This is a genomic window from Streptomyces sp. 1114.5 (assembly GCF_003635085.1).
GTDB lineage: Bacteria > Actinomycetota > Actinomycetes > Streptomycetales > Streptomycetaceae > Kitasatospora.
The window spans coordinates 2,603,743-2,628,613 of the sequence record NZ_RBXE01000001.1 but is presented as its reverse complement, the minus strand read 5'-3'; the positions used below and the strand labels follow the sequence as shown (position 1 = coordinate 2,628,613).

Here is a 24,871-nt window from a genome sequence, read left to right as displayed (position 1 = left end):
GGGGGTTGTGGATAACTTCTGTCCCTCACAAGGGTTGGTCGCCCACGTCCGAGTTGACGTCGCCCCCGTCCGGCACCGGAAAGCGGTGCTCGTTCCGCTCGATCTTCGCCGCAAGCGCTTCCAGTGGGTCCACCCCGACCGCGGTGCAGAACTGCAGCAGGTACGCCAGCACGTCCGCGACCTCGTCGCGCACCCGGTGCGCACGTTCGGGGTCGGACATCACCGCGGCCGCCTGCTCGGGCGTCAGCCACTGGAAGATCTCCAGCAGCTCCCCCGCCTCCACGCTCAACGCCGCCGCCAGGTTCTTCGACGTGTGGAAGGGCTCCCACCGTCGCGCCGCCGCGAAGTCCACCAACCGCTGCCGCAGGGCCTCCAGGGTCGGCTCCCCGGCCCCCGTCACTCGTTCGCTCACCCCTCCAGGTCTACCGCATCGCCGTCCACCGCCGACCCGGACCCCTCCGCCACCGGCTCCCCCACCGACCGCTCCCCCATCGGCCGCGCCGCCTCCGCAGCCCCGCCGCCCCCGCCGGCCCCCTCCCCGCGCCCGCCCTGGGCCGGCACCCGCGCCGCCTCCGGCCGCAGCACGGTGAAGCCCGAGCCGGGATCCCGCCGGCACTCGACCACCACCGCCCCGCCCGACCGCAGGTCCCCCGCGCCCAGCGCCTCCCGCGCCGCCGCCGGCTCCTGCAGCGTGGCCGCCACCCGCAGCTGGCCGCGCTCGGCCATGTCCCGCGCCAGCCGCAGCAGCGAGGCGGTCTGCTCGACGGAGAGCCCGGCTCCCAGGTCCTCGGCCAGCACGGTGAGCTGCCGGTGCGCCCACGGCACCTCGGCGGCCACGTCCAGGTCGAGCACCCCGGCCCCGGTCAGCAGCACCGCGGCGAACGCAAGGTGGCGCAGCATGCCGTCGGAGGCCTGGTCGGCACCGGTGCGCCCGAGGACGCCCTCGTCGAAGACGGCCAGGACGCGCCGTACTCCCTCGCTCTCCCGCTCGGCCACGGCGAGCCCGAGCAGCGGGTGCGGCGCGGCGGACTGGACGACGCGCAGCAGCTGCCCGTACCGCCGGGGGCACTCGTTGCTCAACCGGTCGATGACGGCGGAGATGTTGGCGGCGTTGCCGCGCAGCCGGGCCTGCGGGTCGGCCCGGGCCCAGTCGCGCATCAGGGCGGGGACGGGGTGCAGCGGGAAGACCTCGCGCAGCGCGGTGAGCAGGTCCTCGGCGGCGGCCAGGACCAGGCACTCGCCGGCCGAGGAGCCCGCGACCCGCAGCGGCAGCTGCGCGGTGATCATGGTGCCGCTGGGGAACGGCGCCCGGATGTCGCCCTGACGGGTGTCGTTGTGCCAGCAGACGTTGACCCGGTGGTTGCGGACGTCCTGCTCGCCGGTGTCGACGAGGGTGCGGCCGTCGAGGGTGAGCGTTTCCCGGGCGATCCGGACCGGGCCGTCGGTGCGGATCACGATGTCGAGCCGGATCCGGCCGTGCGGGGAGCGGACGGTGCAGCCGAGGATGATCGCGTCCCGCCCGTGCGGGACGCACCCGGCCAGCCCGCCCCGCACGGGTACGGCGAGCGGGCCGGTGCGGTCGGGCAGGCCGTCCAGCGAGTCGGTGATCTCCTCGCCGAGGGCGAGCCGGGACAGCACCGCCAGCGCGTCCAGGGCGTTGGACTTGCCCACCCCGGCGGGCCCGTACAGCACGGTGAGGGGCGCGAGGGGCAGGACCGCGCGCCGGTAGGACTTGAACGAGGTGAGCCGGAGCTCCTCGACGGTGGGACGCGGCACGGGCGGCCGCTCGGAGCCCGGGGCGTCCGGTCGCAGGTGGGCGGGCCCGGCAGGCCTGGTGGCGTCGCGGTTCACCCGACGGACGTTAGCCGCAGGCCGACGGGCGGAAACGTGCCTGCACGGCAGATTCATCCCAACGAGGCGCCCCACCCCGATCGCGCTGACCAGCCGCGCTGACCGGTCCTGCCGACCAGTCGCCGGCAGACCACCCGTCCCGAACGGCGGCGGGGCGGCGGCGGGGCGCACTCAGCGCCGGTACGCGGCCACCGTCACCGAGGCGGTCACCTCGACCGGCTCCGGCAGCGCCGCGAGCGCGGCACCGAGCCGTTCCGGGTCGGTGTGCCACGCGCTCGGCCCCATGCCGACGACGGTCCGCACGTCCTGCGGGCCGAGCCGCAGGGTGAACTCGACCTCCCGCCGCTCCCCGGGCGTCAGGTACGGCCCGAGCTTCTCGTCGATCCTCCGCTGCTTCTCCTCGTCCACCGACAACAGCCCCAGCGCGTCCACGAGTTCGCCCAGGTGCCGGGCGGTCGGCGAGACCAGCAGCAGCGTCCCGCCCGGGCGCAGCGCCCGGCGGATCTCGGGCCCGTTGCGCGGGGCGAAGACGTTGAGCATCAGCTCGGCGGAGGCGTCGCGCAGCGGCAGCGGACGCCAGGCGTCGCAGACGACGGCGCCGATCCGCGGGTGCGCCTTGGCGGCGCGGCGCAGCGCGTACTTGGAGATGTCGAGGGCGGCGCCGACGCTGCCGGGCAGGGCGTCGAGCACGTGGGCCAGGTAGTGGCCGGTGCCGGCACCGAGGTCGGCGACCAGACCGTCGTTCCCGGCTCCGAACTCCGCCTCGTACCCGCCCGCGAGCGCCGACGCGGCCGCCTCGGCAAGGGCGTCCGCGATGGGCCGGTAGTGCCCGGCCGCGAGGAAGTCCGCCCGGGCGGCGACCATCTCCGCGGTGTCCCCGGTCCCGGTGTGCGCGTCGCCGGCGAGGAGGCTGACGTACCCCTGTTTGGCGACGTCGAAGCTGTGCCCGGCGGGGCAGCGCAGACTGCGGTCGTGCCGGGTGAGGTCCTGCATGCAGAGCGGGCAGGCCAGGTAGCGCTCGATGTCCTGCAGCAACGTTCCGTCTTCTCTCGCCGTACGCCCCGGCCGGTCGGGGGCGCCAGCCAGCCTAACGACCCGGCCCGCCCGACCGCGCGAACGGCCCGACACCCTGCCCCGCGCCCTGCCCGACAACCCGCCCGACAACCCGCCCGACACGGTGCCCGACACCCCGCTCCGCCGCGACCCGCAGCGCGAGCGCGGCCAGCGCCTCGGGCGCGCCCGGCCGGCCGCGGACCCCGGGGAAGGCGTTGACGTCCACGATGACGGGCTCGGCCGGCCCGTCGAGCAGGTCGACCCCGTACACGTCGAGCCCGAAGACCTCGCCGACGCGCAGCGCGAGCTCGGCGCGCCCCGGCGGCGGCTCCCAGTCCTCCGCCTGCCCCGACGTCTCCGTTCCGGTGGCGAGTTCGGACCGCCGCCGGGCGGAGAACACCTGGCCGTCGATGACCCACAGCTTCTGGTCCCAGCCGGTCCCCGGGACGAACGGCTGGGTGACGACGGGCTCTTCGGGCCAGTGCTCGGCGAGTTCGCGCAGCCGGGCCGGGCCGTCGACCCGGGCGACCAGGTCGTGCCGCCGGCTGTGCCGGCTCTTGACCACGAACGGGTAGGCGGGGTCGGCGAGTTCGCCCAAGCGCCCGCCGTCCACCGTCTCCGCGAACGGCAGCCCGGCGGCCCGCGCGAGCTCGGCCATCCGCACCCGGTCCTGACAGAGCTCCGTGGCCGCCGCCGAGTTGACCACCGGCACGCCCTGACGCTCCAACTCCGCTGCCAGCACCAGTGCTTGGGGCGTACGCGCCTTGAGCAGGCAGGCGTCCGGGAGTTCGCCCGCCGGTCCCGCAGGCGGAACGGCCACCACCTCGTGGCCCCGCCGCACCAGCAGCGCAGCCGCAGCCGCCAGCACCGGGTGCCCCGGGTTCCCGGAGATCAGCCCGATCCTCACAGCAACTCCCCTTCGCCAAAACCGAGTCGGCCGTAGCGTTCCCCACCCGCGGGCACCAGCTCGGCGGTGGGCTCGCCGGGCACCGACACGGCCGTCCCGGTGCGCGCGAGTCGCAGCACCGCCCGGGCGACCCGGGCCACGGCGTCCGGCACCTGCCGGAAGCTCGGGAAGTCGTTGACGTCGACCACCACCGGCCCGTCCGGTCCGAGCAGCACGTCGACCCCGTACAGGTCCAGCCCGTACACCTCGCCGACCTGCGCCACGATCCGCGCGACGCTCCCCGGCAGCGGCACCTGCCGCTCCCGGACGCCCTGCCCGGGGTGCAGCGGGGAGGAACGTTCCGTCGCGAACAGCTCCCCGTCGACGCAGTACACCTTGAGGTCGGTGCCGGAGTTCGGCACGTACGGCTGCGCGATCAGCAGCCCCTCCCCGGCCAGCTCCGGCCCGACCTCCAGCAGGTGCTCCGGCCCGTGCACCAGCCGCACGGCGCGCCCGGAGCTGCCGTCGGCGGGCTTGACCACCAGCGGGTACTCGGCGGCCGGGATCTCCGCGAGCCGCTCCCAGCGCGCGGCGGCGTAGGTGACCGGGACGGGCAGACCGCGGGTGCGGCCGATCACCGCGGCGAGCGCCTTGTCCCGGACGCCCCGGATCGAGCGCACGTCGTTCACCGTGGTGAGCCCCACGGCGGCGGCCGCCTCCAGCAGGGTCAGCCCGGGCCCGCCGGAGACGGTCTTGAGCACCCAGGCGTCGTGGCTGCCGCCGCGGACCGCCTCGGAGATCGCCAGCAGCGAGTCCCCGGGGCGCAGCACGTCCACCCGGTGCCCCCAGGCAGTGAGTTGACGTGCCACGTCGAGCGGCATGCCGTCGTGCCGGTAGTGTTCCTCCACCAGAAAGCAGAGCCTCATGGGCCTGTCTTCCCCCTTGCCTCGCCGAGTGCAGACGTCCGCCGTCCCCCTCGGCAGAGCTGTAAAGGCATCAGCATGCACGCTGTGTGCGCACAAGATCGCTGCGAGCCGGTAAGCGTTCGGCAACAATCACCGCTCCCAGGGCGCCCGACGTCCCCGCCCGCGCCGCGCACAAACCGGTGGCGGCCCGCCCGCGCCCCTGCTTGGATGCACGCCGTGACTTCTGTTGATCATGCATCCGACCGCCCCCTGCTCGACGAGATCGAGCGCTACTACGACGCCGCACCGCGCAGCGCCGCCCACGCCGAGGACTTCGGCCCGCTGACCCTCTTCGTCCGCAAGAGCGCCACCGGCTGGCACTACTACGCCCGCCCGACACTCGGCCACGACGGCCCGGCCGCCACCGCCGAGGACGTCCACCGGGTGCTGGAGCGGCAGCGGGAGCTGGCTGCGCCGGAGGCCTTCGAGTGGGTCGCCGAGCAGAACCCCGAGCTGCGCGCGGCGGTCGAGGCGGCGGGCCTGACGGTGCACGAGCACCCGCTGCTGGTGCTGGGCCCGCAGGACGAGCCGGCCCCCGCGCCCACGCTGCCGGACCGGATGGCCGTGCGGGTGCTGGCCCCGGACGCGCCCGAGCTGGCGGAGGCGGTGGCCGTCCCGCACGTGGCCTTCGGCGCCCCGGGCACCGCCATCGGCGCGGCCGGTGCGGCCGAGCTGGCCCGGAGCGTGGCGACGCTGACGGCCGACGGCGGGGTGGCGCGGGTCGCTCAGCGGATCGTCGACGGCAACAGCGTGCTGGCCGCCGCCCTGGACGGCGACGCGGTGCAGTGCGCGGGCCAGTACATCCCGGTGGGCCCGGTCGGCGAGGTGGTCGGCGTGGGCACCCTGCCCACCGCCCGCCGACGCGGCCTGGGCCTCGCCGTCACGGCGGCCCTGGTCGAGCACGCCCGCGCCAACGGCGTACGGACGGTCTTCCTGTCCGCCGCCGACGAGGCCGTCGCCCGGATCTACCGCCGGGCCGGCTTCCGCCCGTTCGCGACGGCCCTGATCGCGGAGTCCGCCGCACCCCAGCCGTAACGGCAAACCTCGGCCCTGGCCGCAGCCACGACAGCACGACAGCACGACAGCACGACAAAACGAGCCCCGACGGGGACGACGGTCAGTCGTCGTCCTCGTCCTCGTCGTCCGCCCCGCTGACGCCCTCCCCCTCGGCCTCGTCCACCACCCACGCCGCCAGCCGCTCGGCGACGCCGGACACCCCGAGCCGCCCCTCGCGGATGGCCCGGGAGAGGCTGCGCACCTCGCGGGCGGTGGTGGCGACGGTGCAGCCGCTGGCGACGAGGTAGGCGTACGCGACGGCGGTCGCGAAGAGCTCGTTGGTCTTCTCCAGGGCCGGCACCCGGATCAGCTGGTGCATCAGGGCGGCGGCGCGGTCCTGCGGTTCGGGGTAGACGGCGATGTCGAATATCTCGGCATGGTGCCGGGTGACGGCCGCGAGCAGCGAGCCGTAGTCGGTGACCTGCGGATCACCGGGCGTGTACTGCTCGGCGGTCATGAGCAGCCACGAGAGGTCGACCTCCAGTTTCAACGGCGCACGTCCTGGAGGTCGCCCGGCTCCCCGAACTCGGCGAGGAACGCCGTCTCGTACTCCTTCATGAACTGCGCGGCCGCGTCGACGAAGGCCCGCCCGGACTCGCCGATGTCCTGCTGGACCAGGCGCTCGATGTACTGGTTCATGCTGATCCCCTGCTGCTCGGCCCGTTCCCGGGCGATCTCCGCGGTCGTGGCGTCCACGCGGACGTTCAGCTGCTTCTTGGCCATACCCGTCAAGCTAGCGCCGAAGTGCTAGCACAACAAGGGCGCACTCACACCGCCCGCACACCTGCCGCACGCCCCCACGCAACCTCCCCGTCACCGAAGCCCTCACCGATGCCGCACCGAAGCGCTCACCGACGCCGTCACCTGCCCCGCTCCGGGCCGCCCATCACCCATACCCGCCCACCGCCGCCCCACCCCCGCCAGGACGAGCGAGACTTGAAGAGTCCTTCACCATCCGGGACTCTGAACTCCCCTGAGCGTTCCACTGAGCGGCACCGACCGGTGCGGAGGCCGGCAATGACAGCCATGTTCGACCAGGAGCTGCACGAGCAGCTCGCCCAGGCCCGACGGGACCTCGCGGCGGCGCGGGCCGAAGGGGACGCCGACGGCGTCCAGGCGTACGAGGGCCGGATCGCCTCGCTCCTCCGGCTCGCCGCCCAGCACGGGATCGACCTGCCGCACAGCGCCGACGAGGAGGAACACAACGACTGACCGCTCCTCGAACACCACGGAGGCGGCACCCGAACGGGTGCCGCCTCCGTCATCAGCCGGCCGGCGCCTCGACGCGGCAGCAGATCAGCGCCTCGACCGACGCCGAGGATCACTCCCCGACCGGCTCCAGGATCGCCACGCACTCGAAGTGGTGCGTCATCGGGAACAGGTCGAAGGCCCGCAGCGAAACCGGCCGGTAGCCGCCCTCCCGGAAGAACTTCAGGTCCCGGGCGAGCGCCGCCGGGTCGCACGCCACGTACGCGATCCGGCGCGCCTCCAGGCCGACCAGGTGCGCGACGGTCTCGCGCCCGGCGCCCGCGCGCGGCGGGTCCAGGACGATCAGGTCGGTGGCGGTGATGCCGGTACGCGGCAGCAGCGTCTCGACCCGGTCGCACTCGATCCGGACGTTGTCCAGCGCGGCCAGGTTGTGCCGGGCGTCGACCACGGCCTGCTTGGCCGACTCGATGCCGAGCACCGCGCCGTCCTCGCCGACCCGGTCGGCCAGCGCACCCGCGAAGAGGCCGACACCGCAGTACAGGTCGAGCGCGTTCTCGCCCCACTGCGGGTCCAGACCGTCCAGCACGGCGTCGACCAGGGTGTCCGGCGCCTCCGGGTGGATCTGCCAGAAGCCGCCGTTGCTGACCCGCCAGGTGCGCCCGGCCGCCCGCTCGCGGACGAAGGAGCGTCCGTGCACCTTGTGGATGTTGTCCTGCTCGTCGATCCGGGCGATCGACACCGGCTTGTCCAGCTCGACCAGCGGCAGCTGGGCGCCGGGCCGCGGGGTGAGCACCACCTGGCGGTCCGAGGAGCCGCTCGCGGCGATCACCTCGACCGAGGCGACGCCCGGCCAGTCGCGGGCCTCGATGCCCAGCTCGGTGACGCCCTCGGCGGCGATCAGGCAGCGGTCGATCGGCTGCACCTCGTGCGAGCGGTGCTTGCGCAGGCCGACCTTCCCGGTCTCCGGGTCCACCGCGTACTGGACCCGGGTGCGCCAGGCCGGCACCTGCCCGGCCGGGAGCTTGCCGCCGACCGGCTCGACGCTGCCGTCCCAGCCTGCCTCGGCCGGGGTGAGCCCGGCCAGCTTCGCCAGCTGCTCGGTCAGCACCGCCGCCTTGAGCTTGCGCTGCCCGCCCGGGGTGACGTGCTGCCAGTCGCAGCCGCCGCACTTGCCCGGGCCGGCGAACGGGCACGGCGCCTCGATCCGCTCCTTGGCGGGCTCCAGCACCTCCACCGCGTCGGCCCGCAGGAACCGCGAGGTGGTGGTGCCCTCGGTCACCAGGGCGACGACCTTCTCGCCGGGCAGCGCGTGCCGCACGAACAGCACCCGCCCCTCGTACCGGGCCACGCAGTGCCCGCCGCCGTGCGCGACCGGGCCGACCTCGACCTCGTAGCGCTGCCCGGCCAGCGGTTCGCCGGACGGCGTCTCGGGCCGCGGCGCCCGCGCGCCGGCGGTGCGCAGCGCCTTGGGCGGCCGCACCGCCTGCTTGCGCGGCGCCTTCCGAGCCCCACCGGGCGCCCCGGAGGCCCCGGAGGCCCCGTCGGCACCCTTCCCAGCGCCCTTCCCGGCAGCGCCCTTCGCAGCACCCTTACCGGCAGCACCCTTGGCGCCGCCTCGGCCCGAGCCGCCCTGGCCCGCACCGCCCTGGCCAGGCGTGCGGCCCTCCGACGGCACCTGCTCCCCCGGCACGATCGGCGCGGTGCGCGCGGTGAGGCCGTCGCGGTCGGTGGCCTCCGGACGGGCCGGACGACCCCAGCGCGGCCGGGACACCTGCCCGGGCTGGGAGCCGCCCCGGCGGGCGCCCTTGCCGGAGGAGGAGCCCGAGGAGCGGGGCGGAGTGTTGCGGGTCACGAGGAGGAGTCCTTGCTGCGGTCGGAGGTGGCACCGGCACTCGTGCCGATGGCGACGGAATCCTTCGACTGTACGGCCTTCGGCGCCCGCGGCTCGCCACGCCGGACGGCGCCCGGCGCCGACCAGGCCTTCTGCGGCTTGCGCCGCTCGGAGGACTCCAGCTGCCAGGGCACCGAAGTGACCATCACACCGGGCTTGAACAGCAGCCGCCCCTTGAGCCGCAGCGCGCTCTGGTTGTGCAGCAGGTGCTCGTACCAGTGCCCGACCACGTACTCGGGGATGTAGACCGAGACCACGTCGCGGGGGCTGTCGCGGCGCAGGTTCTTCACGTAGTCCAGGACCGGCCCGGTGATCTCGCGGAACGGCGAGTCCAGCACCTTGAGCGGCACCTCGATGCCGCGCTCGTCCCACTCCTGCCGCAGCGCCACCGTGTCGGCCGGGTCGACGTTGACCGTGACCGCCTCCAGGGTGTGGGCGCGGGCCAGCCTGGCGTACGCGAGGGCGCGCAGCGCCGGCTTGTGCAGCTTGGAGACCAGCACGATGGCGTGCACCCGGGTGGGCAGCACCACGTCGTCCGGCTCCTCGGCGGCGATGAGCTCGTCGGAGACCCGGTCGTAGTGGCGGCGGATGCCCTTCATCATCACGAACAGCACGACCATCGCGGCGATCGCGATCCAGGCGTGGCTGATCTTGGTGACCAGGACGACGATCAGCACGGCCATGGTCATCACCAGGCCGAAGGTGTTGATCGCCCGGCTGCGCTGCATGTGGCGGCGCTTGGCCGGGTCGGTCTCGCTGCGCAGCAGTCGGGTCCAGTGCCGGATCATGCCGGACTGGCTCATGTTGAAGGACACGAAGACGCCGACGATGTAGAGCTGGATCAGCCGGTTGGGGTCGGCGTCGAAGGCGATGATGAACAGGATCGCGGCGATCGCCAGCAGGATGATGCCGTTGGAGAACGCCAGCCGGTCGCCGCGGGTGTGCAGCTGGCGCGGCAGGTAGCGGTCCTGGGCCAGGATCGAGCCGAGCACCGGGAAGCCGTTGAAGGCGGTGTTGGCGGCCAGCACCAGGATCAGGCCGGTCACGGCGGCGACGAAGTAGAAGCCGGGCGTGAAGTTGCTGAACACGGCCTCGCTGATCTGGGCCAGCGCGGTCTTCTGGTGGTAGCCGGCGGAGACGCCGCCGAGCTGTTCGGCCGGGTTCTCGGCCATCTGGACACCGGTCAGGCGGGCCAGCCAGATGATGCCCATGAACATCACGACGGCGATGCTCGCCATCATCAGCAGCGTGGTGGCGGCGTTCTTGCTCTTGGGCTTGCGGAAGGCCGGCACGCCGTTGGAGATCGCCTCCACGCCGGTGAGCGCGGCGCAGCCGGAGGAGAACGACTTGAGCAGCAGGAACACCAGGGCGATCCCGCCCAGCGAGGCGTTGCCGGGGGTGGCTTCGAGCGTGAATCCGGAGCTCTCGGCGGGCATGTCCTGGCCGAGCAGGAAGTGGCGGACGAACCCGTAGCCGACCATCCCGATCACGCCGATCATGAAGGCGTAGGTGGGGATGGCGAAGGCGGTCCCGGATTCGCGCACTCCGCGCAGGTTCATCCCCATCAGCAGGATGACCACGATCACCGACACGGTCAGTTCGTGGCCGCGTAGCGCGGGGACGGCGGACACCACGTTGGCGACGCCCGAGGTGGTCGACACGGCCACGGTGAGCACGTAGTCGACCATCAGCGCGCTGGCGACCACCAGACCGGCGGCCGGCCCGTGGTTGACGGTCGCGACCTCGTAGTCGCCGCCACCGCTGGGGTAGGCGTGCACGTTCTGTCGGTACGAGGCGACCACGGCGAGCATCACGACCGCGACGACGACGCCGATCTGCCAGGAGAAGTGGATCGCCGAAGCGCCCGCGACGGACAGGGTGAGCAGGATTTCCTCGGGGGCGTACGCGACCGAGGAGAGCGCGTCCGAGGCGAAGACGGGCAGCGCGATCCGCTTGGGGAGAAGCGTTTCGCCCAGCTTGTCGCTGCGCAGCGCGCGCCCGATCAGGATGCGTTTCGGAAGGTCTTTCGGCATAGGCACGTTAAGGAATCGTAGGGGCTCCCCGGACAAGGCTCCGCCGTTTGTCCCCCCCTTCGTCGCGACTGCGTTCTATGGACCGGCTAGCGTGTCGGATACGAGTCGGCGGGCAACACTCGGATTGCCAGGTGTTGCCGGGGCCGGCGCCCCACGAGAACGCTCGTCCCGGACAGCCGGGCGGGAAAGGGAGATGAACGGTGTTTGCGCAGGTCAGTACCCCAACGGAACGGGTGAGGTAGCACCGGTGCACATCGTCATCATGGGCTGCGGCCGCGTGGGCTCCGCCCTCGCCAGAGCGCTTGAGAAACAGGGCCACTCGGTGGCCGTGGTCGACCAGGACCCGACCGCGTTCCGCCGGCTGGGCGCCGGATTCAACGGGCGCCGGGTGACGGGCGTGGGCTTCGACCAGGACACCCTGCGCGAGGCGGGCATCGAGGAGGCCGGCGCGTTCGCCGCCGTCTCCAGCGGTGACAACTCCAACATCATCGCCGCGCGGGTGGCCCGGGAGAACTTCGGCGTCGAGAACGTCGCCGCCCGGATCTACGACCCCCGCCGCGCCGAGGTCTACCAGCGCCTGGGCATCCCGACCGTCGCCACGGTCCGCTGGACCGCCGACCAGATGCTGCGCCGGCTGCTGCCGAGCGGCGCCGAGCCGCTGTGGCAGGACCCGAGCGGTGCCGTCCAGCTGGCCGAGGTCGCGTACGACCCGCGCTGGGTCGGCCACAAGATCAGCGAGCTGGAGGAGGCCTCCGGCACCCGGGTGGCGTTCGTCACCCGGCTCGGCGAGGGCGTCCTGCCCGCGCCGCAGATGGTGGTGCAGGAGGGCGACCTGGTGCACGTGATGCTGCGCCGGGCCGACCTGACGGCCGTCGAGGCCGCGTTCGCGCAGGGGCCGAAGGAGGAGGGTCACTGATGCGGGTCGCCATTGCCGGGGCCGGTGCCGTGGGCCGCTCGATCGCGGGCGAGCTGCTGGAGAACGGCCACGAGGTCCTGCTGATAGACAAGAACCCCAACTCCATCTCGGTGGAGCGGGTCCCCATGGCGGAGTGGCTGCTGGCCGACGCCTGCGAGATCACCTCGCTGGACGAGGCAGCGCTGCAGCGCTGCCACGTGGTGATCGCCGCGACCGGCGACGACAAGGTCAACCTGGTCGTCTCGCTGCTCGCCAAGACCGAGTACGCCGTGCCGCGGGTGGTCGCCCGGGTGAACAACCCCAAGAACGAGTGGCTCTTCAACGAGTCCTGGGGCGTGGACGTGGCCGTGTCCACGCCGCGCCTGATGTCCGCCCTGGTCGAGGAGGCGGTCAGCGTCGGCGACCTGGTCCGCCTGATGCGCTTCAGCCAGGGCAACGCCAACCTGGTCGAGCTGACCCTGGCCTCCGACACCGAACTGGTCGGCACCCGGGTCGGCGACGTGGCTTGGCCGCAGGACACCGCGCTGGTGACGATCATCCGCGAGGGCCGGGTGCTGGTGCCGGGCAAGGACGACACCCTGGAGGGCGGCGACGAGCTGCTCTTCGTCGCCGCCCAGGAGCGCGAGGAGGAGCTGGAGGAGCTGCTGTCGGCCACCTCCGGCGCCCAGTAGGCCCCGGCGAGGCATGGCGAAGGGCCCGCACCCATCGGGGTGCGGGCCCTTCGCCGTACGCGCTCCGGTCATCCCGGCCGTACGCACTCCGGTCGTCCCGGCCGTACGTGCTCCGGTCGTCCCGGCCGTACGTGCTCCGGTCGTCCCGGCGGAGGCGGCTACTTGGCCGGCTCCTCCTCGTCCTCGTCCTCGTCCAGCTGCGCCTTGATCGGCGGCGGCGCCTTCAGCAGGATCTGCCAGGTGACGTACATCGCCAGCAGCAGCGGCGGGATCCCCAGGGCGATCTTCAGCCAGCCCAGCAGGTTGACGTTGTGGGTGAAGTACAGCGGGAAGAGGATCAGCGGCTTGAGGCCCATGATCACCACCCAGGCCCAGGTCGCCCGCGTGTAGGCGGCCAGCCGGCCCGGGTTCTCCTTGCGCCAGGTGAACATCTCGCCGGTGATCGGGCCGAGCATCACGCCGATCATCGGCCAGCGCACCAGGGCGGAGGTCGCCAGGGCGATGCAGTAGCCGACGTTCCAGAGCAGGCCGGGCAGGTAGAAGTCCTCGGCCTTGCCGCTCTTCATGGCGATCCAGGCGCCGAGGGCGACGCCGAAGACCCCGCTGAAGGCGTGCTGGATGGTCTCCCGCCGCGCCAGCCGGGCCACCACGAAGAGCCCGCTCAGACCGAGCGCGGCCCACGCGGAGGTGCTGACCTGGTGCGTCAGGTTGTAGGTGACGATGAAGACCAGGCCGGGCAGCGTCATGTCGATCATGCCGCGTACGCCGCCGAAGGCCTTCAGCACGGTGTCGGCGGCCTCCTTGGAGGCGGCCTTCCGGGCGGCCTCCTCGGCCGCCGGGTCGTGGGGCAGGTCGAGCTGGGCGGCGTCGCCGCCGGGCTGATTGCTCACGCTCATTCGCTCCCGTGTCCGACCGGACGCAGCTCGTAGCGGGGGTTGAACAGCACGCGGCGCCCGCGTGCGTGACTGATCCGGCCGCTGGCGACCAGCCGGCGACCGGGCTCTATGCCCGCGATCGAGCGGCGGCCGAGCCAGACCACGTCCAGCGCCTCGGTACCGTCGAACAGTTCGGCCTCCAGGGCCGGCACCCCCGCACGCGGGCGGAGCGTCACCGTGCGCAGCGTCCCCGCGACGGTGACCAGCTCGCGGTCCGCGCAGCCGGCGATCGGGGTGCACCCCGACTCCGCAGCGCTCTCCTGACGCAGGTCCTCGGCGTCCAACTCCTCGGCCGAGGAGGTCAGCCGACTGAGCATGCGGCGGAACCGCCCCTGCGGCTGGCCGCTGCTGTTGTCACCACTCATGCGGGAAGGGTACCGGTTTCCGGGCCCCCGGCGGCAGGCCGTTCGGCCGCCGGGGGCAACGGCGGTCAGCTCTCGAACCGGTATCCCATTCCCGGCTCGGTGATGAAGTGGCGCGGGTGCGAGGGGTCGCGTTCCAGCTTGCGCCGCAGCTGGGCGAGGTAGACCCGCAGGTAGTTGGTCTCGGTGCGGTAGGCGGGGCCCCACACCTCCTGCAGCAGCTGGGTCTGGCTGACCAGCCGCCCGGCGTTGCGGACCAGCACCTCCAGCAGGTGCCACTCGGTCGGGGTGAGCCGGACGTCGGCGCCGTCCCGGTTGACCTTCTTGGCCGCGAGGTCGACCGTGAAGCTCTCGGTGACCACCAGCGAGTCGGCCTCCCCGGCCACCGGCTCGGCCCGCCGCACGGCGGCCCGCATCCGGGCCAGCAGCTCGTCCATGCCGAACGGCTTGGTCACGTAGTCGTCCGCGCCGGCGTCCAGGGCCTCGACCTTCTCGTCCGAGGCGTGCCGGGCGGACAGCACGATGATCGGCACCCGGGTCCAGCCGCGCAGGCCGCGGATCACCTCGACCCCGTCCATGTCGGGCAGCCCCAGGTCGAGGACGACGACGTCCGGATGCCGGGCGGCGGCCAGTTCCAGGGCGCTCGCGCCGTCATGGGCCGCGTCCACCTCGTACTTGCGGGCCTTGAGGTTGATCACCAGCGCGCGGACGATCTGCGGTTCGTCGTCCACGACGAGGACCCGGGTCATTTACGGGCTCCGCCTTTCAGGCTGTCTGACTTACGGACTGGGCTTGGGACTGTGCTCAGGGGCTCCACTCGGGAGCCGTGGGACTGCCGTCCGGGTACGTACGACCCGCGGCTGGGCTCACGTGATCAGCTCCGAGAGCGGACCGTCGTCGCTCGGCTCGTCCGGTTCGGGCGGCCGGTCGACGGCCGGCAGGCTGACGACCATGGTGAGGCCGCCGCCCGGGGTGTCCTCGGCCGTGACCGTACCGTCCATCGCCTCGACGAAGCCGCGCGCCACCGCGAGTCCGAGGCCCACCCCGGCGCCGCGCGGCGCGTCGCCGTACCGCTGGAACGGCGCGAAGATCTTCTCCTTCGCCTCCTCGGGCACCCCCGGCCCGCGGTCGACGATCCGCAGCTCGATCCGGCCCGGCGCCCCCGGCTGTTCCAGCGCATCGGCCTTGACCAGCACCTTGACGCCGTCCGGGCTGTACTTGACGGCGTTCTCCACCAGGTTGGCCAGCGAACGCTCCAGCAGACCGCCGTCGGCCCGGATCATCGGCAGCGTCTCCGGGACGTCCAGCCGCACGGACTCCGGCGGCACCCCGCCGAGCGCGTAGGGCACCACCTCGTCCAGGTCGGTCTCCTGGATCAGCGGCGTGACGGTCCCGGTCTGCAGGCGGCTCATGTCGAGCAGGTTGTTGATCAGGTGGTCCAGCCGGTCGGCCCCGTCCTCGATCCCGGCCAGCAGCTCGGCCTCGTCCTCCGGGTCCCACTGGACGTCGGCCGAACGCAGCGAGCTCACCGAGGCCTTGATGCCCGCCAGCGGGGTGCGCAGGTCGTGCGAGACGGCGGCCAGCAGCGCGGTCCGGATCCGGTTGCCCTCGGCCTCCCTGCGGGCCGCGACGGCCTCCCGGGACAGTCGACGGCGCTCCAACACCACGGCGGCCTGGGCGGCGAAGGCCCCGAGCAGGCGCCGGTCCGCCCCCGGCAACACCCGGCCGCGCAGCACCAGCGCCAGGCTGTCGCCGACCGGGACGTCCACGTCGGCCTCCTCCGGCCGTTCCGGCGGCCGCGGCCCGGCGGTCGCCACCGGCACCCAGGGGCCGAGCGGATCGGGCCGCTCCAGCAGCGCGGCGCTCTCCTGCCCGAAGGTCTCCCGGACCTGCTCCATCAGCGCGGTCAGCACCCCGTCCCCGTCGGGGGCTCCCCGCAGCACCGTGCCGGCCAGCGCGCTGAGCGTCTGCGCCTCGGTCTGGCTGCGGGCCGCCTGGTGGGTGCGCCGGGCCGCCAGGTCCACCACGGACGCCACCGATATCCCGACGATGGTGAATATCGCCACCGCCATGATGTTCTGCGGCTCGTTGATGGTGAAGGTGTGCAGCGGCGGCGTGAAGTAGTAGTTCAGCACCGAGGAGCCGACCAGCGCCGACCCGATCGCCGGCAGCAGCCCGCCGACCAGCGCCGCACTCACCGTCAGCGACAGGAACAGCAGCATGTCGGTGGAGAGCCCCAGGCCGCCGATCGCGGTCAGCAGGATCGCCAGCAGCGGCGGGCCTGCCAGCCCGACGAGCCAGCCGGCGACCGTCCGCTTCCGGCCCAGGTCGGTGGTCCGCCGGACGGGTATCCGGCCGCGCCCGTGCCCGGCGTGCTCGTGCGTGACCATGTGGACGTCGATGTCCCCGGCCTCCCGGGTCACCGTGGTGCCGACGCCCGGCCCGTACAGGTACTGCCAGGCGGGCCGACGACTGGTGCCCAGCACGATCTGGGTCGCGTTCACCCCACGGGCGAAGTCCAGCAGCCCGGCCGCCGGATCGTCGCCCAGGACCGCGTGGAAGGAACCGCCGAGGCTCTCCACCAGCGCCCGCTGCTCGATCAGCCGCTGCGGCGAGCCGGTGCCCGCGAGCCCGTCCGAACGGGAGATGTGCACGGCGAGCAGCTCACCGCCGGAGACGCGGGCCGCGATCCGGGCCGCCCGGCGGATCAGCGTCGCCCCTTCGGGCCCCCCGGTCAGGCCCACCACGATCCGCTCACGGGCCTGCCAGGTGCCCTCGATGCCCTGCTCGGCCCGGTACTTCTGCAGGTACTCGTCCACCTGGTCCGCGGTCCACAGCAGCGCCAGCTCGCGCAGCGCGGTCAGGTTGCCCGGGCGGAAGTAGTTGGCGAGGGCGGCGTCGATCTTCTCCGGCGCGTACACGTTCCCGTGCGCCAGGCGCCGCCGCAGCGCCTGCGGGGACATGTCCACCAGCTCGATCTGGTCGGCCCGCCGGACCACCTCGTCCGGGACGGTCTCCCGCTGGCGCACCCCGGTGATCCCCGCGACGGCGTCGCCCAGCGACGCCAGGTGCTGCACGTTGACGGTGGAGATCACGTCGATCCCGGCCGCCAGCAGCTCCTCGACGTCCTGCCAGCGCTTGGCGTTGCGGCAGCCCGGGACGTTGGTGTGCGCCAGTTCGTCCACCAGCGCCACCTGCGGGCGGCGGGCCAGCACGGCGTCCAGGTCCATCTCGGAGAACCTGGCGCCCCGGTGCACCACCTGTTGGCGCAGCACGACCTCCAGCCCGGCGACCATGTCCGCGGTACGCCGGCGCCCGTGGTCCTCCACGAACGCCACCACGACGTCCGTGCCACGCTCCTGCCGCCGGTGCGCCTCGGCGAGCATGGCGTACGTCTTGCCGACCCCGGGGGCCGCCCCGAGGTAGATGCGCAGCCTGCCTCGTCCCATGAGCACCATTCTTGATCCGGCCATGTCCGGGAGCCACCCCCGGACACCTGTTCCCCTGCCCTTCGAGACTACGGCGTGAGCAGTGATTTTCCGCTGATCAGTGCACTGATCAGGCGGTTTTAGCGGCATATTGACGACGGACCAGCCACTCGGCGGGGGTCGTTCGGCAGGGGCAGGGACACTGCCAGCGCGGCGCCCGAATTGCGGAAAGGGGTCCGGAAGCGTCCGGAAATGCGAAGAACCCCCATCCGGGATCCGGATGGGGGTTCTTCAGAAGAATTGTTCGGCGGCGTCCTACTCTCCCACAGGGTCCCCCCTGCAGTACCATCGGCGCTGTGAGGCTTAGCTTCCGGGTTCGGAATGTAACCGGGCGTTTCCCTCACGCTATGACCACCGAAACACTATGAAACTATCCGACCCGCCGGCAGGGCGGTCGTTGTTTCAGAACAACACAGTGGACGCGAGCAACTGAGGACAAGCCCTCGGCCTATTAGTACCGGTCAACTCCACCCCTCACAGGGCTTCCATATCCGGCCTATCAACCCAGTCGTCTACTGGGAGCCTTACCCTCTCAAGGAGGTGGGAGTGCTCATCTCGAAGCAGGCTTCCCGCTTAGATGCTTTCAGCGGTTATCCCTCCCGAACGTAGCCAACCAGCCATGCCCTTGGCAGGACAACTGGCACACCAGAGGTTCGTCCGTCCCGGTCCTCTCGTACTAGGGACAGCCCTTCTCAACACTCCTACGCGCACAGCGGATAGGGACCGAACTGTCTCACGACGTTCTAAACCCAGCTCGCGTACCGCTTTAATGGGCGAACAGCCCAACCCTTGGGACCTACTCCAGCCCCAGGATGCGACGAGCCGACATCGAGGTGCCAAACCATCCCGTCGATATGGACTCTTGGGGAAGATCAGCCTGTTATCCCCGGGGTACCTTTTATCCGTTGAGCGACGGCGCTTCCACAAGCCACCGCCGGATCACTAGTCCCTACTTTCGTACCTGCTCGACCCGTCAGTCTCACAGTCAAGCTCCCTTGTGCACTTACACTCAACACCTGATTGCCAACCAGGCTGAGGGAACCTTTGGGCGCCTCCGTTACCCTTTAGGAGGCAACCGCCCCAGTTAAACTACCCACCAGACACTGTCCCTGATCCGGATCACGGACCCAGGTTAGACATCCAGCACGACCAGAGTGGTATTTCAACGACGACTCCACAACAACTGGCGTTGCCGCTTCAAAGTCTCCCACCTATCCTACACAAGCCGAACCGAACACCAATATCAAGCTATAGTAAAGGTCCCGGGGTCTTTCCGTCCTGCTGCGCGAAACGAGCATCTTTACTCGTAATGCAATTTCACCGGGCCTATGGTTGAGACAGTCGAGAAGTCGTTACGCCATTCGTGCAGGTCGGAACTTACCCGACAAGGAATTTCGCTACCTTAGGATGGTTATAGTTACCACCGCCGTTTACTGGCGCTTAAGTTCTCAGCTTCGCCCCACCGAAATGGAGCTAACCGGTCCCCTTAACGTTCCAGCACCGGGCAGGCGTCAGTCCGTATACATCGCCTTACGGCTTCGCACGGACCTGTGTTTTTAGTAAACAGTCGCTTCTCGCTGGTCTCTGCGGCCACCCCCAGCTCAAGGCGCAAGGCCCGTCACCAGGAATGGCCCCCCTTCTCCCGAAGTTACGGGGGCATTTTGCCGAGTTCCTTAACCATAGTTCACCCGAACGCCTCGGTATTCTCTACCTGACCACCTGAGTCGGTTTGGGGTACGGGCCGCCATGAAACTCGCTAGAGGCTTTTCTCGACAGCATAGGATCATCCACTTCACCACAATCGGCTCGGCATCAGGTCTCAGCCTTAATGTGAGGCGGATTTGCCTACCTCACGGCCTACACCCTTACCCCGGGACAACCACCGCCCGGGCTGGACTACCTTCCTGCGTCACCCCATCGCTCACCTACTACAGACTTGGATCGGCGGCTCCACCACGTCCCATTGTCCGAAGACTCCGGGCCGGCTTCACGGCCTTAGCATCACCTGGTTCAGCGTTGGCGCTTCAAAGCGGGTACGGGAATATCAACCCGTTGTCCATCGACTACGCCTGTCGGCCTCGCCTTAGGTCCCGACTTACCCTGGGCAGATCAGCTTGACCCAGGAACCCTTGGTCAATCGGCGCAAGAGTTTCCCACTCTTGTATCGCTACTCATGCCTGCATTCTCACTCGTATACCGTCCACGACTGGTTTCCACCGCCGCTTCACCCGGCACACGACGCTCCCCTACCCATCACAGCAGGCGTTGGCCCTTAATGCTGCAATGACACGACTTCGGTGATGTGCTTGAGCCCCGCTACATTGTCGGCGCGGAATCACTTGACCAGTGAGCTATTACGCACTCTTTCAAGGGTGGCTGCTTCTAAGCCAACCTCCTGGTTGTCTCTGCGACTCCACATCCTTTCCCACTTAGCACACGCTTAGGGACCTTAGTCGGTGTTCTGGGCTGTTTCCCTCTCGACCATGGAGCTTATCCCCCACAGTCTCACTGCCACGCTCTCACTTACCGGCATTCGGAGTTTGGCTAAGGTCAGTAACCCGGTAAGGCCCATCGCCTATCCAGTGCTCTACCTCCGGCAAGAAACACGTGACGCTGCACCTAAATGCATTTCGGGGAGAACCAGCTATCACGGAGTTTGATTGGCCTTTCACCCCTAACCACAGGTCATCCCCCAGGTTTTCAACCCTGGTGGGTTCGGTCCTCCACACGGTCTTACCCGCGCTTCAACCTGCCCATGGCTAGATCACTCCGCTTCGGGTCTTGGGCATGCAACTCAAACGCCCTATTCGGACTCGCTTTCGCTACGGCTACCCCACACGGGTTAACCTCGCTACACACCGCAAACTCGCAGGCTCATTCTTCAAAAGGCACGCAGTCACGGCCCACCAGCAAGCTGATGAACGACGCTCCCACGGCTTGTAGGCACACGGTTTCAGGTACTATTTCACTCCGCTCCCGCGGTACTTTTCACCATTCCCTCACGGTACTATCCGCTATCGGTCACCAGGGAATATTTAGGCTTAGCGGGTGGTCCCGCCAGATTCACACGGGATTTCTCGGGCCCCGTGCTACTTGGGAGATGAGCAAGCAAGCCGTACAGATTTCGTCTACGGGGGTCTTACCCTCTACGCCGGACCTTTCGCATGTCCTTCGACTACCCATACGGTTTCTGACTCGCCCAGCCGCCGGCAGACGACTGAAGCTCATTCCCACAACCCCGCAATGGCAACCCCTGCCGGGTCTCACACCAAAACGGTTTAGCCTCATCCAGTTTCGCTCGCCACTACTCCCGGAATCACGGTTGTTTTCTCTTCCTGCGGGTACTGAGATGTTTCACTTCCCCGCGTTCCCTCCACACTGCCTATGTGTTCAGCAGCGGGTGACAGCCCATGACGACTGCCGGGTTTCCCCATTCGGAAACCCCCGGATCAAAGCCTGGTTGACGGCTCCCCGGGGACTATCGTGGCCTCCCACGTCCTTCATCGGTTCCTGGTGCCAAGGCATCCACCGTGCGCCCTTAAAAACTTGGCCACAGATGCTCGCGTCCACTGTGCAGTTCTCAAACAACGACCAGTCACACACCCTCAATGATCCGAAGACCACCTCAAGTGAGGCCGGCAACCACTGAGACAACGGTTACCCGTTCCCTCAGGACCCAACAACGTGCCCGACACACCCAGACCATGAATCTCTTCCACGCCGAAGCAGTACTAGGAAACATCGTCTGAACTGTGCCGAATAGTCAACGTTCCACCCATGAGCGAGCACTCCGGGACATTCGCCCGAAGCTGCTATGTGCTCCTTAGAAAGGAGGTGATCCAGCCGCACCTTCCGGTACGGCTACCTTGTTACGACTTCGTCCCAATCGCTGGTCCCACCTTCGACGGCTCCTCCCCTTACGGGTTAGGCCACCGGCTTCGGGTGTTACCGACTTTCGTGACGTGACGGGCGGTGTGTACAAGGCCCGGGAACGTATTCACCGCAGCATGCTGATCTGCGATTACTAGCAACTCCAACTTCATGGGGTCGAGTTGCAGACCCCAATCCGAACTGAGGCCGGCTTTTTGGGATTCGCTCCGCCTCACGGCATCGCAGCCCTTTGTACCGACCATTGTAGCACGTGTGCAGCCCAAGACATAAGGGGCATGATGATTTGACGTCGTCCCCACCTTCCTCCGAGTTGACCCCGGCAGTCTCCTGTGAGTCCCCATCACCCCGAAAGGCATGCTGGCAACACAGAACAAGGGTTGCGCTCGTTGCGGGACTTAACCCAACATCTCACGACACGAGCTGACGACAACCATGCACCACCTGTATACCGACCACAAGGGGGCGACTATCTCTAGCCGTTTCCGATATATGTCAAGCCTTGGTAAGGTTCTTCGCGTTGCGTCGAATTAAGCCACATGCTCCGCTGCTTGTGCGGGCCCCCGTCAATTCCTTTGAGTTTTAGCCTTGCGGCCGTACTCCCCAGGCGGGGAACTTAATGCGTTAGCTGCGGCACCGACGACGTGGAATGTCGCCAACACCTAGTTCCCAACGTTTACGGCGTGGACTACCAGGGTATCTAATCCTGTTCGCTCCCCACGCTTTCGCTCCTCAGCGTCAGTAATGGCCCAGAGATCCGCCTTCGCCACCGGTGTTCCTCCTGATATCTGCGCATTTCACCGCTACACCAGGAATTCCGATCTCCCCTACCACACTCTAGCCTGCCCGTATCGAATGCAGACCCGGGGTTAAGCCCCGGGCTTTCACATCCGACGCGACAGGCCGCCTACGAGCTCTTTACGCCCAATAATTCCGGACAACGCTCGCACCCTACGTATTACCGCGGCTGCTGGCACGTAGTTAGCCGGTGCTTCTTCTGCAGGTACCGTCACTTGCGCTTCTTCCCTGCTGAAAGAGGTTTACAACCCGAAGGCCGTCATCCCTCACGCGGCGTCGCTGCATCAGGCTTGCGCCCATTGTGCAATATTCCCCACTGCTGCCTCCCGTAGGAGTCTGGGCCGTGTCTCAGTCCCAGTGTGGCCGGTCGCCCTCTCAGGCCGGCTACCCGTCGTCGCCTTGGTAGGCCATTACCCCACCAACAAGCTGATAGGCCGCGGGCTCATCCTGCACCGCCGGAGCTTTCCACCAACCCCCATGCGGAGGAAGGTCATATCCGGTATTAGACCCCGTTTCCAGGGCTTGTCCCAGAGTGCAGGGCAGATTGCCCACGTGTTACTCACCCGTTCGCCACTGATCCACCCCGAAGGGCTTCACCGTTCGACTTGCATGTGTTAAGCACGCCGCCAGCGTTCGTCCTGAGCCAGGATCAAACTCTCCGTGAATGTCTACCCGTAATCGGGCGGCACTCGCGTTGAGCGGCACGGCAACCACCGGAATAGGGTGATCCCGCGCACTGCGTCCTCGCTAGTGTTATTTCAAAAGGAATCTCCAACCCCGATCAAACGATCAAGGCCGGGGATGTCAACATATCTGGCGTTGACTTTTGGCACGCTGTTGAGTTCTCAAGGAACGGACGCTTCCTTCGGACCGCCTTCCAGCGGACCCTCCGGGCTTCGTTCATTCGTGTTTCCAGCTTATCAGACGTTTTCCGCCCCGTTTTCCGGAGTTTCATTCATCCGACCGGCTTTCGCCTTTCGGCGCTCCCGAACTCTACCAGAGCTTTTCGGGCCGTTTTCCCCGGTCGTTCTCGAATTCGAATTCGAGCCCGTTACCGAGGGGCCGTCCCGCGGGGCAACCCGGAGAACACTACGCACCGGGTCGCCCCACGTCAAACCGGCCTCAGCCGGGGACGGACGAGCGACTGACGCTCGCCGACGAGCGTCAGACCTCGACGACGACCGGAAGGATCATCGGCCGACGGCGGTAGTTGTCCGCCACCCACTTGCCGATGGTCCGGCGGACGAGCTGCTGCACCTGGCGGGGCTCCAGGACGCCGTCGCTCGCCGAGCGGTCCAGGGCCTCCTGGAGCTTGGCGACGACGGGCACGAAGGCGTTGTCGTCGATGCCGGAGCCGCGGGCCTGGATGGTCGGGCCGCCGATGATCTTGCCGTTGGTCGAGTCGACCGCGACGAAGACCGAGATGAAGCCCTCCTCGCCCAGGATCCTGCGGTCCTTGAGCGAGGCTTCGGTGATGTCGCCGACCGAGGAGCCGTCGACGTAGACGTAACCGGCCTGCACCTTGCCGACGATCCGGGCGACGCCCTTCTCCAGGTCGACGCAGACGCCGTCCTCGGCGATGACCACCCGGTTGCGCGGGATGCCCGTGGCGATGCCCAGGTCGGCGGCCGCCCGCAGGTGGCGCCACTCGCCGTGCACCGGCATGAGGTTGCGCGGCTTGCAGATGTTGAAGAAGTAGAGCAGCTCGCCGGCCGAGGCGTGGCCGGAGACGTGCACCTTGGCGTTGCCCTTGTGCACGACCTTGGCGCCCCAGCGGGTCAGGCCGTTGATCACGCGGTAGACGGCGTTCTCGTTGCCCGGGATGAGCGAGGACGCGAGGACCACCGTGTCGCCCTCGACGATGCGGATCTGGTGGTCGCGGTTGGCCATCCGGGACAGCGCGGCCATCGGCTCGCCCTGCGAGCCGGTGCAGATGAGCACGACCTCCTTGTCCGGGAGGTCGTCCAGCTGCTTGACGTCCACGACCATGTTGCCGGGCACCTTGAGGTAGCCGAGGTCGCGGGCGATGCCCATGTTGCGGACCATCGAGCGGCCCACGAAGGCGACCTTGCGCTTGTACTCGTGGGCCGCGTCCAGCACCTGCTGGATGCGGTGCACGTGGCTCGCGAAGGAGGCGACGATGATGCGCTTGTCCGCGTTGGCGAAGACGTTGCGCAGCGCCGCCGAGATGTCCCGCTCGTGCGGGATGAAGCCGGGGACCTCGGCGTTGGTGGAGTCCACCAGCAGGAGGTCCATGCCCTCCTCCGCCAGCTTGGCGAAGGTCGGCAGGTCGGTGAGGCGGCCGTCGAGCGGCAGCTGGTCCATCTTGAAGTCGCCGGTGGCCACGACCATGCCGGCGGGGGTGCGGATCGCCACGGCGAGGGCGTCCGGGATGGAGTGGTTGACCGCGATGAACTCGCAGTCGAAGGGGCCGATGCGCTCGCGCTCGCCCTCCTTCACCTCCAGGACGTACGGGCGGATCCGGTGCTCGGCGAGCTTGGCCTCGATCAGGGCCAGGGTCAGCTTGGAGCCGATCAGCGGGATGTCCGGGTTCTCCCGCAGGAGGAAGGGGACGGCGCCGATGTGGTCCTCGTGCCCGTGGGTGAGGACGATGCCGTCGACCTTGTCGAGGCGGTCCCGGATGTAGGTGAAGTCCGGGAGGATCAGGTCCACGCCGGGCTGCTCGTCCTCGGGGAAGAGGACGCCGCAGTCGACGATCAGGATGCGGTCCCCGTATTCGAGAACCGTCATGTTGCGGCCGATCTCGCCGAGGCCGCCGAGCGGAGTGATGCGGAGGGCGCCCTCCTTCAGGGCCGGAGGCGCGCCGAGTTCGGGGTGCGGGTGGCTCAAAAGACTCTCCTCACGACGC

18 protein-coding genes and 3 rRNA genes are annotated in these 24,871 nt (G+C 69.4%); 4 read left to right on the top strand and 17 right to left on the bottom strand.

Going from position 1 to position 24,871, the window contains the following annotated elements; genetic code table 11:
- Positions 1 to 25: 25 nt before the first annotated feature.
- The 5 genes from BX285_RS11555 to BX285_RS11535 form a co-directional block, all read right to left on the bottom strand.
- Entirely contained in the window at positions 26 to 412 is a 387-nt protein-coding gene (locus BX285_RS11555; RefSeq protein WP_183107054.1) for a nucleotide pyrophosphohydrolase, read from the bottom strand.
- Positions 409 to 1,851: an AAA family ATPase gene (locus tag BX285_RS11550; protein WP_121175062.1), complete on the bottom strand. Its 1,443-nt coding sequence runs from the start codon at positions 1,849 to 1,851 to the stop codon at positions 409 to 411. The genes BX285_RS11555 and BX285_RS11550 overlap by 4 nt, the downstream gene beginning before the upstream one ends.
- Positions 1,852 to 2,022: 171 nt before the next feature.
- A complete protein-coding gene (locus BX285_RS11545) occupies positions 2,023 to 2,886 on the bottom strand; it encodes a putative RNA methyltransferase (protein ID WP_097237885.1) in 864 nt (287 codons plus the stop codon).
- 52 nt (positions 2,887 to 2,938) lie between these two features.
- A complete protein-coding gene (locus BX285_RS11540) occupies positions 2,939 to 3,811 on the bottom strand; it encodes a RimK family alpha-L-glutamate ligase (RefSeq protein WP_121175061.1) in 873 nt (290 codons plus the stop codon).
- Positions 3,808 to 4,716 carry a RimK family alpha-L-glutamate ligase gene (locus tag BX285_RS11535; RefSeq protein WP_097237883.1) on the bottom strand — a complete coding sequence of 303 codons (909 nt, stop codon included), beginning with the start codon at positions 4,714 to 4,716 and terminating at the stop codon, positions 3,808 to 3,810. Before BX285_RS11535 ends, BX285_RS11540 begins: the two co-directional genes overlap by 4 nt.
- A 207-nt stretch (positions 4,717 to 4,923) precedes the next feature.
- On the opposite strand from BX285_RS11535, the gene BX285_RS11530 reads away from it, so the two are divergent.
- Entirely contained in the window at positions 4,924 to 5,790 is an 867-nt protein-coding gene (locus BX285_RS11530) for a GNAT family N-acetyltransferase (protein WP_121175060.1), read from the top strand.
- Between the two features lie 82 nt (positions 5,791 to 5,872).
- Here the strand turns inward: BX285_RS11530 and BX285_RS11525 are convergent, their stop codons facing one another.
- Both BX285_RS11525 and BX285_RS11520 read right to left on the bottom strand, forming a co-directional pair.
- Positions 5,873 to 6,301 (bottom strand): fic family toxin-antitoxin system, toxin component, encoded by a 429-nt coding sequence (locus BX285_RS11525; RefSeq protein WP_121175059.1) that lies wholly within the window; start codon positions 6,299 to 6,301, stop codon positions 5,873 to 5,875.
- On the bottom strand, positions 6,298 to 6,534 hold the full coding sequence (locus BX285_RS11520; protein WP_097237880.1) for a toxin-antitoxin system HicB family antitoxin: 237 nt from the start codon (positions 6,532 to 6,534) through the stop codon (positions 6,298 to 6,300). Before BX285_RS11520 ends, BX285_RS11525 begins: the two co-directional genes overlap by 4 nt.
- Positions 6,535 to 6,828: 294 nt before the next feature.
- On the opposite strand from BX285_RS11520, the gene BX285_RS11515 reads away from it, so the two are divergent.
- Positions 6,829 to 7,023 (top strand): hypothetical protein, encoded by a 195-nt coding sequence (locus tag BX285_RS11515; RefSeq protein ID WP_143685798.1) that lies wholly within the window; start codon positions 6,829 to 6,831, stop codon positions 7,021 to 7,023.
- Between the two features lie 109 nt (positions 7,024 to 7,132).
- Here the strand turns inward: BX285_RS11515 and BX285_RS11510 are convergent, their stop codons facing one another.
- Together BX285_RS11510 and BX285_RS11505 are read right to left on the bottom strand one after the other, a co-directional pair.
- A complete protein-coding gene (locus tag BX285_RS11510; protein ID WP_097240256.1) occupies positions 7,133 to 8,428 on the bottom strand; it encodes a class I SAM-dependent RNA methyltransferase in 1,296 nt (431 codons plus the stop codon).
- A gap of 440 nt (positions 8,429 to 8,868) precedes the next feature.
- Positions 8,869 to 10,944, bottom strand: a complete 2,076-nt coding sequence (locus tag BX285_RS11505; RefSeq protein WP_121175058.1) for an APC family permease — start codon at positions 10,942 to 10,944, stop codon at positions 8,869 to 8,871.
- Positions 10,945 to 11,191: 247 nt separating this feature from the next.
- Here BX285_RS11505 and BX285_RS11500 point away from each other — a divergent pair, with 247 nt between their 5' ends.
- Together BX285_RS11500 and BX285_RS11495 are read left to right on the top strand one after the other, a co-directional pair.
- Complete coding sequence (locus BX285_RS11500) at positions 11,192 to 11,860, top strand: TrkA family potassium uptake protein (RefSeq protein ID WP_097237877.1); 669 nt, start codon at positions 11,192 to 11,194, stop codon at positions 11,858 to 11,860.
- Entirely contained in the window at positions 11,860 to 12,531 is a 672-nt protein-coding gene (locus BX285_RS11495; protein ID WP_030060763.1) for a TrkA family potassium uptake protein, read from the top strand. Before BX285_RS11500 ends, BX285_RS11495 begins: the two co-directional genes overlap by 1 nt.
- Positions 12,532 to 12,689: 158 nt before the next feature.
- Here the strand turns inward: BX285_RS11495 and BX285_RS11490 are convergent, their stop codons facing one another.
- The 8 genes from BX285_RS11490 to BX285_RS11455 all read right to left on the bottom strand — a co-directional run bounded on the left by BX285_RS11490 (position 12,690) and on the right by BX285_RS11455 (position 24,852).
- Positions 12,690 to 13,427: a DUF3159 domain-containing protein gene (locus tag BX285_RS11490; RefSeq protein WP_121175057.1), complete on the bottom strand. Its 738-nt coding sequence runs from the start codon at positions 13,425 to 13,427 to the stop codon at positions 12,690 to 12,692.
- On the bottom strand, positions 13,424 to 13,831 hold the full coding sequence (locus BX285_RS11485; RefSeq protein WP_097237875.1) for an OB-fold nucleic acid binding domain-containing protein: 408 nt from the start codon (positions 13,829 to 13,831) through the stop codon (positions 13,424 to 13,426). The genes BX285_RS11490 and BX285_RS11485 overlap by 4 nt, the downstream gene beginning before the upstream one ends.
- Positions 13,832 to 13,896: 65 nt before the next feature.
- Complete coding sequence (locus tag BX285_RS11480; RefSeq protein WP_049657530.1) at positions 13,897 to 14,577, bottom strand: response regulator; 681 nt, start codon at positions 14,575 to 14,577, stop codon at positions 13,897 to 13,899.
- 117 nt (positions 14,578 to 14,694) lie between these two features.
- Positions 14,695 to 17,277, bottom strand: a complete 2,583-nt coding sequence (locus tag BX285_RS11475; RefSeq protein WP_097240255.1) for a sensor histidine kinase KdpD — start codon at positions 17,275 to 17,277, stop codon at positions 14,695 to 14,697.
- 281 nt (positions 17,278 to 17,558) lie between these two features.
- Positions 17,559 to 17,675 (bottom strand): 5S ribosomal RNA (rrf, locus tag BX285_RS11470).
- A 72-nt stretch (positions 17,676 to 17,747) separates the two neighbouring features.
- A 23S ribosomal RNA gene (locus tag BX285_RS11465) occupies positions 17,748 to 20,868 on the bottom strand.
- A gap of 275 nt (positions 20,869 to 21,143) precedes the next feature.
- Positions 21,144 to 22,667 (bottom strand): 16S ribosomal RNA (locus tag BX285_RS11460).
- The 16S, 23S and 5S rRNA genes sit together here, the layout of an rRNA operon.
- Positions 22,668 to 23,166: 499 nt before the next feature.
- Positions 23,167 to 24,852, bottom strand: a complete 1,686-nt coding sequence (locus tag BX285_RS11455; protein WP_097237874.1) for a ribonuclease J — start codon at positions 24,850 to 24,852, stop codon at positions 23,167 to 23,169.
- Positions 24,853 to 24,871: the final 19 nt, after the last annotated feature.

What these genes read in the sequence shown, in the direction of transcription:
- BX285_RS11530 (WP_121175060.1), top strand. Translation starts at nt 4,924, where the DNA reads ATGCACGCCGTGACTTCTGTTGATCATGCATCCGACCGCCCCCTGCTC.
- BX285_RS11495 (WP_030060763.1), top strand. Translation starts at nt 11,860, where the DNA reads ATGCGGGTCGCCATTGCCGGGGCCGGTGCCGTGGGCCGCTCGATCGCG.
- BX285_RS11480 (WP_049657530.1), bottom strand. Translation starts at nt 14,577, where the DNA reads ATGACCCGGGTCCTCGTCGTGGACGACGAACCGCAGATCGTCCGCGCG.
- BX285_RS11475 (WP_097240255.1), bottom strand. Translation starts at nt 17,277, where the DNA reads ATGGGACGAGGCAGGCTGCGCATCTACCTCGGGGCGGCCCCCGGGGTC.
- BX285_RS11515 (WP_143685798.1), top strand. Translation starts at nt 6,829, where the DNA reads ATGACAGCCATGTTCGACCAGGAGCTGCACGAGCAGCTCGCCCAGGCC.
- BX285_RS11520 (WP_097237880.1), bottom strand. Translation starts at nt 6,534, where the DNA reads ATGGCCAAGAAGCAGCTGAACGTCCGCGTGGACGCCACGACCGCGGAG.
- BX285_RS11485 (WP_097237875.1), bottom strand. Translation starts at nt 13,831, where the DNA reads ATGAGTGGTGACAACAGCAGCGGCCAGCCGCAGGGGCGGTTCCGCCGC.
- BX285_RS11490 (WP_121175057.1), bottom strand. Translation starts at nt 13,427, where the DNA reads ATGAGCGTGAGCAATCAGCCCGGCGGCGACGCCGCCCAGCTCGACCTG.
- BX285_RS11535 (WP_097237883.1), bottom strand. Translation starts at nt 4,716, where the DNA reads ATGAGGCTCTGCTTTCTGGTGGAGGAACACTACCGGCACGACGGCATG.
- BX285_RS11505 (WP_121175058.1), bottom strand. Translation starts at nt 10,944, where the DNA reads ATGCCGAAAGACCTTCCGAAACGCATCCTGATCGGGCGCGCGCTGCGC.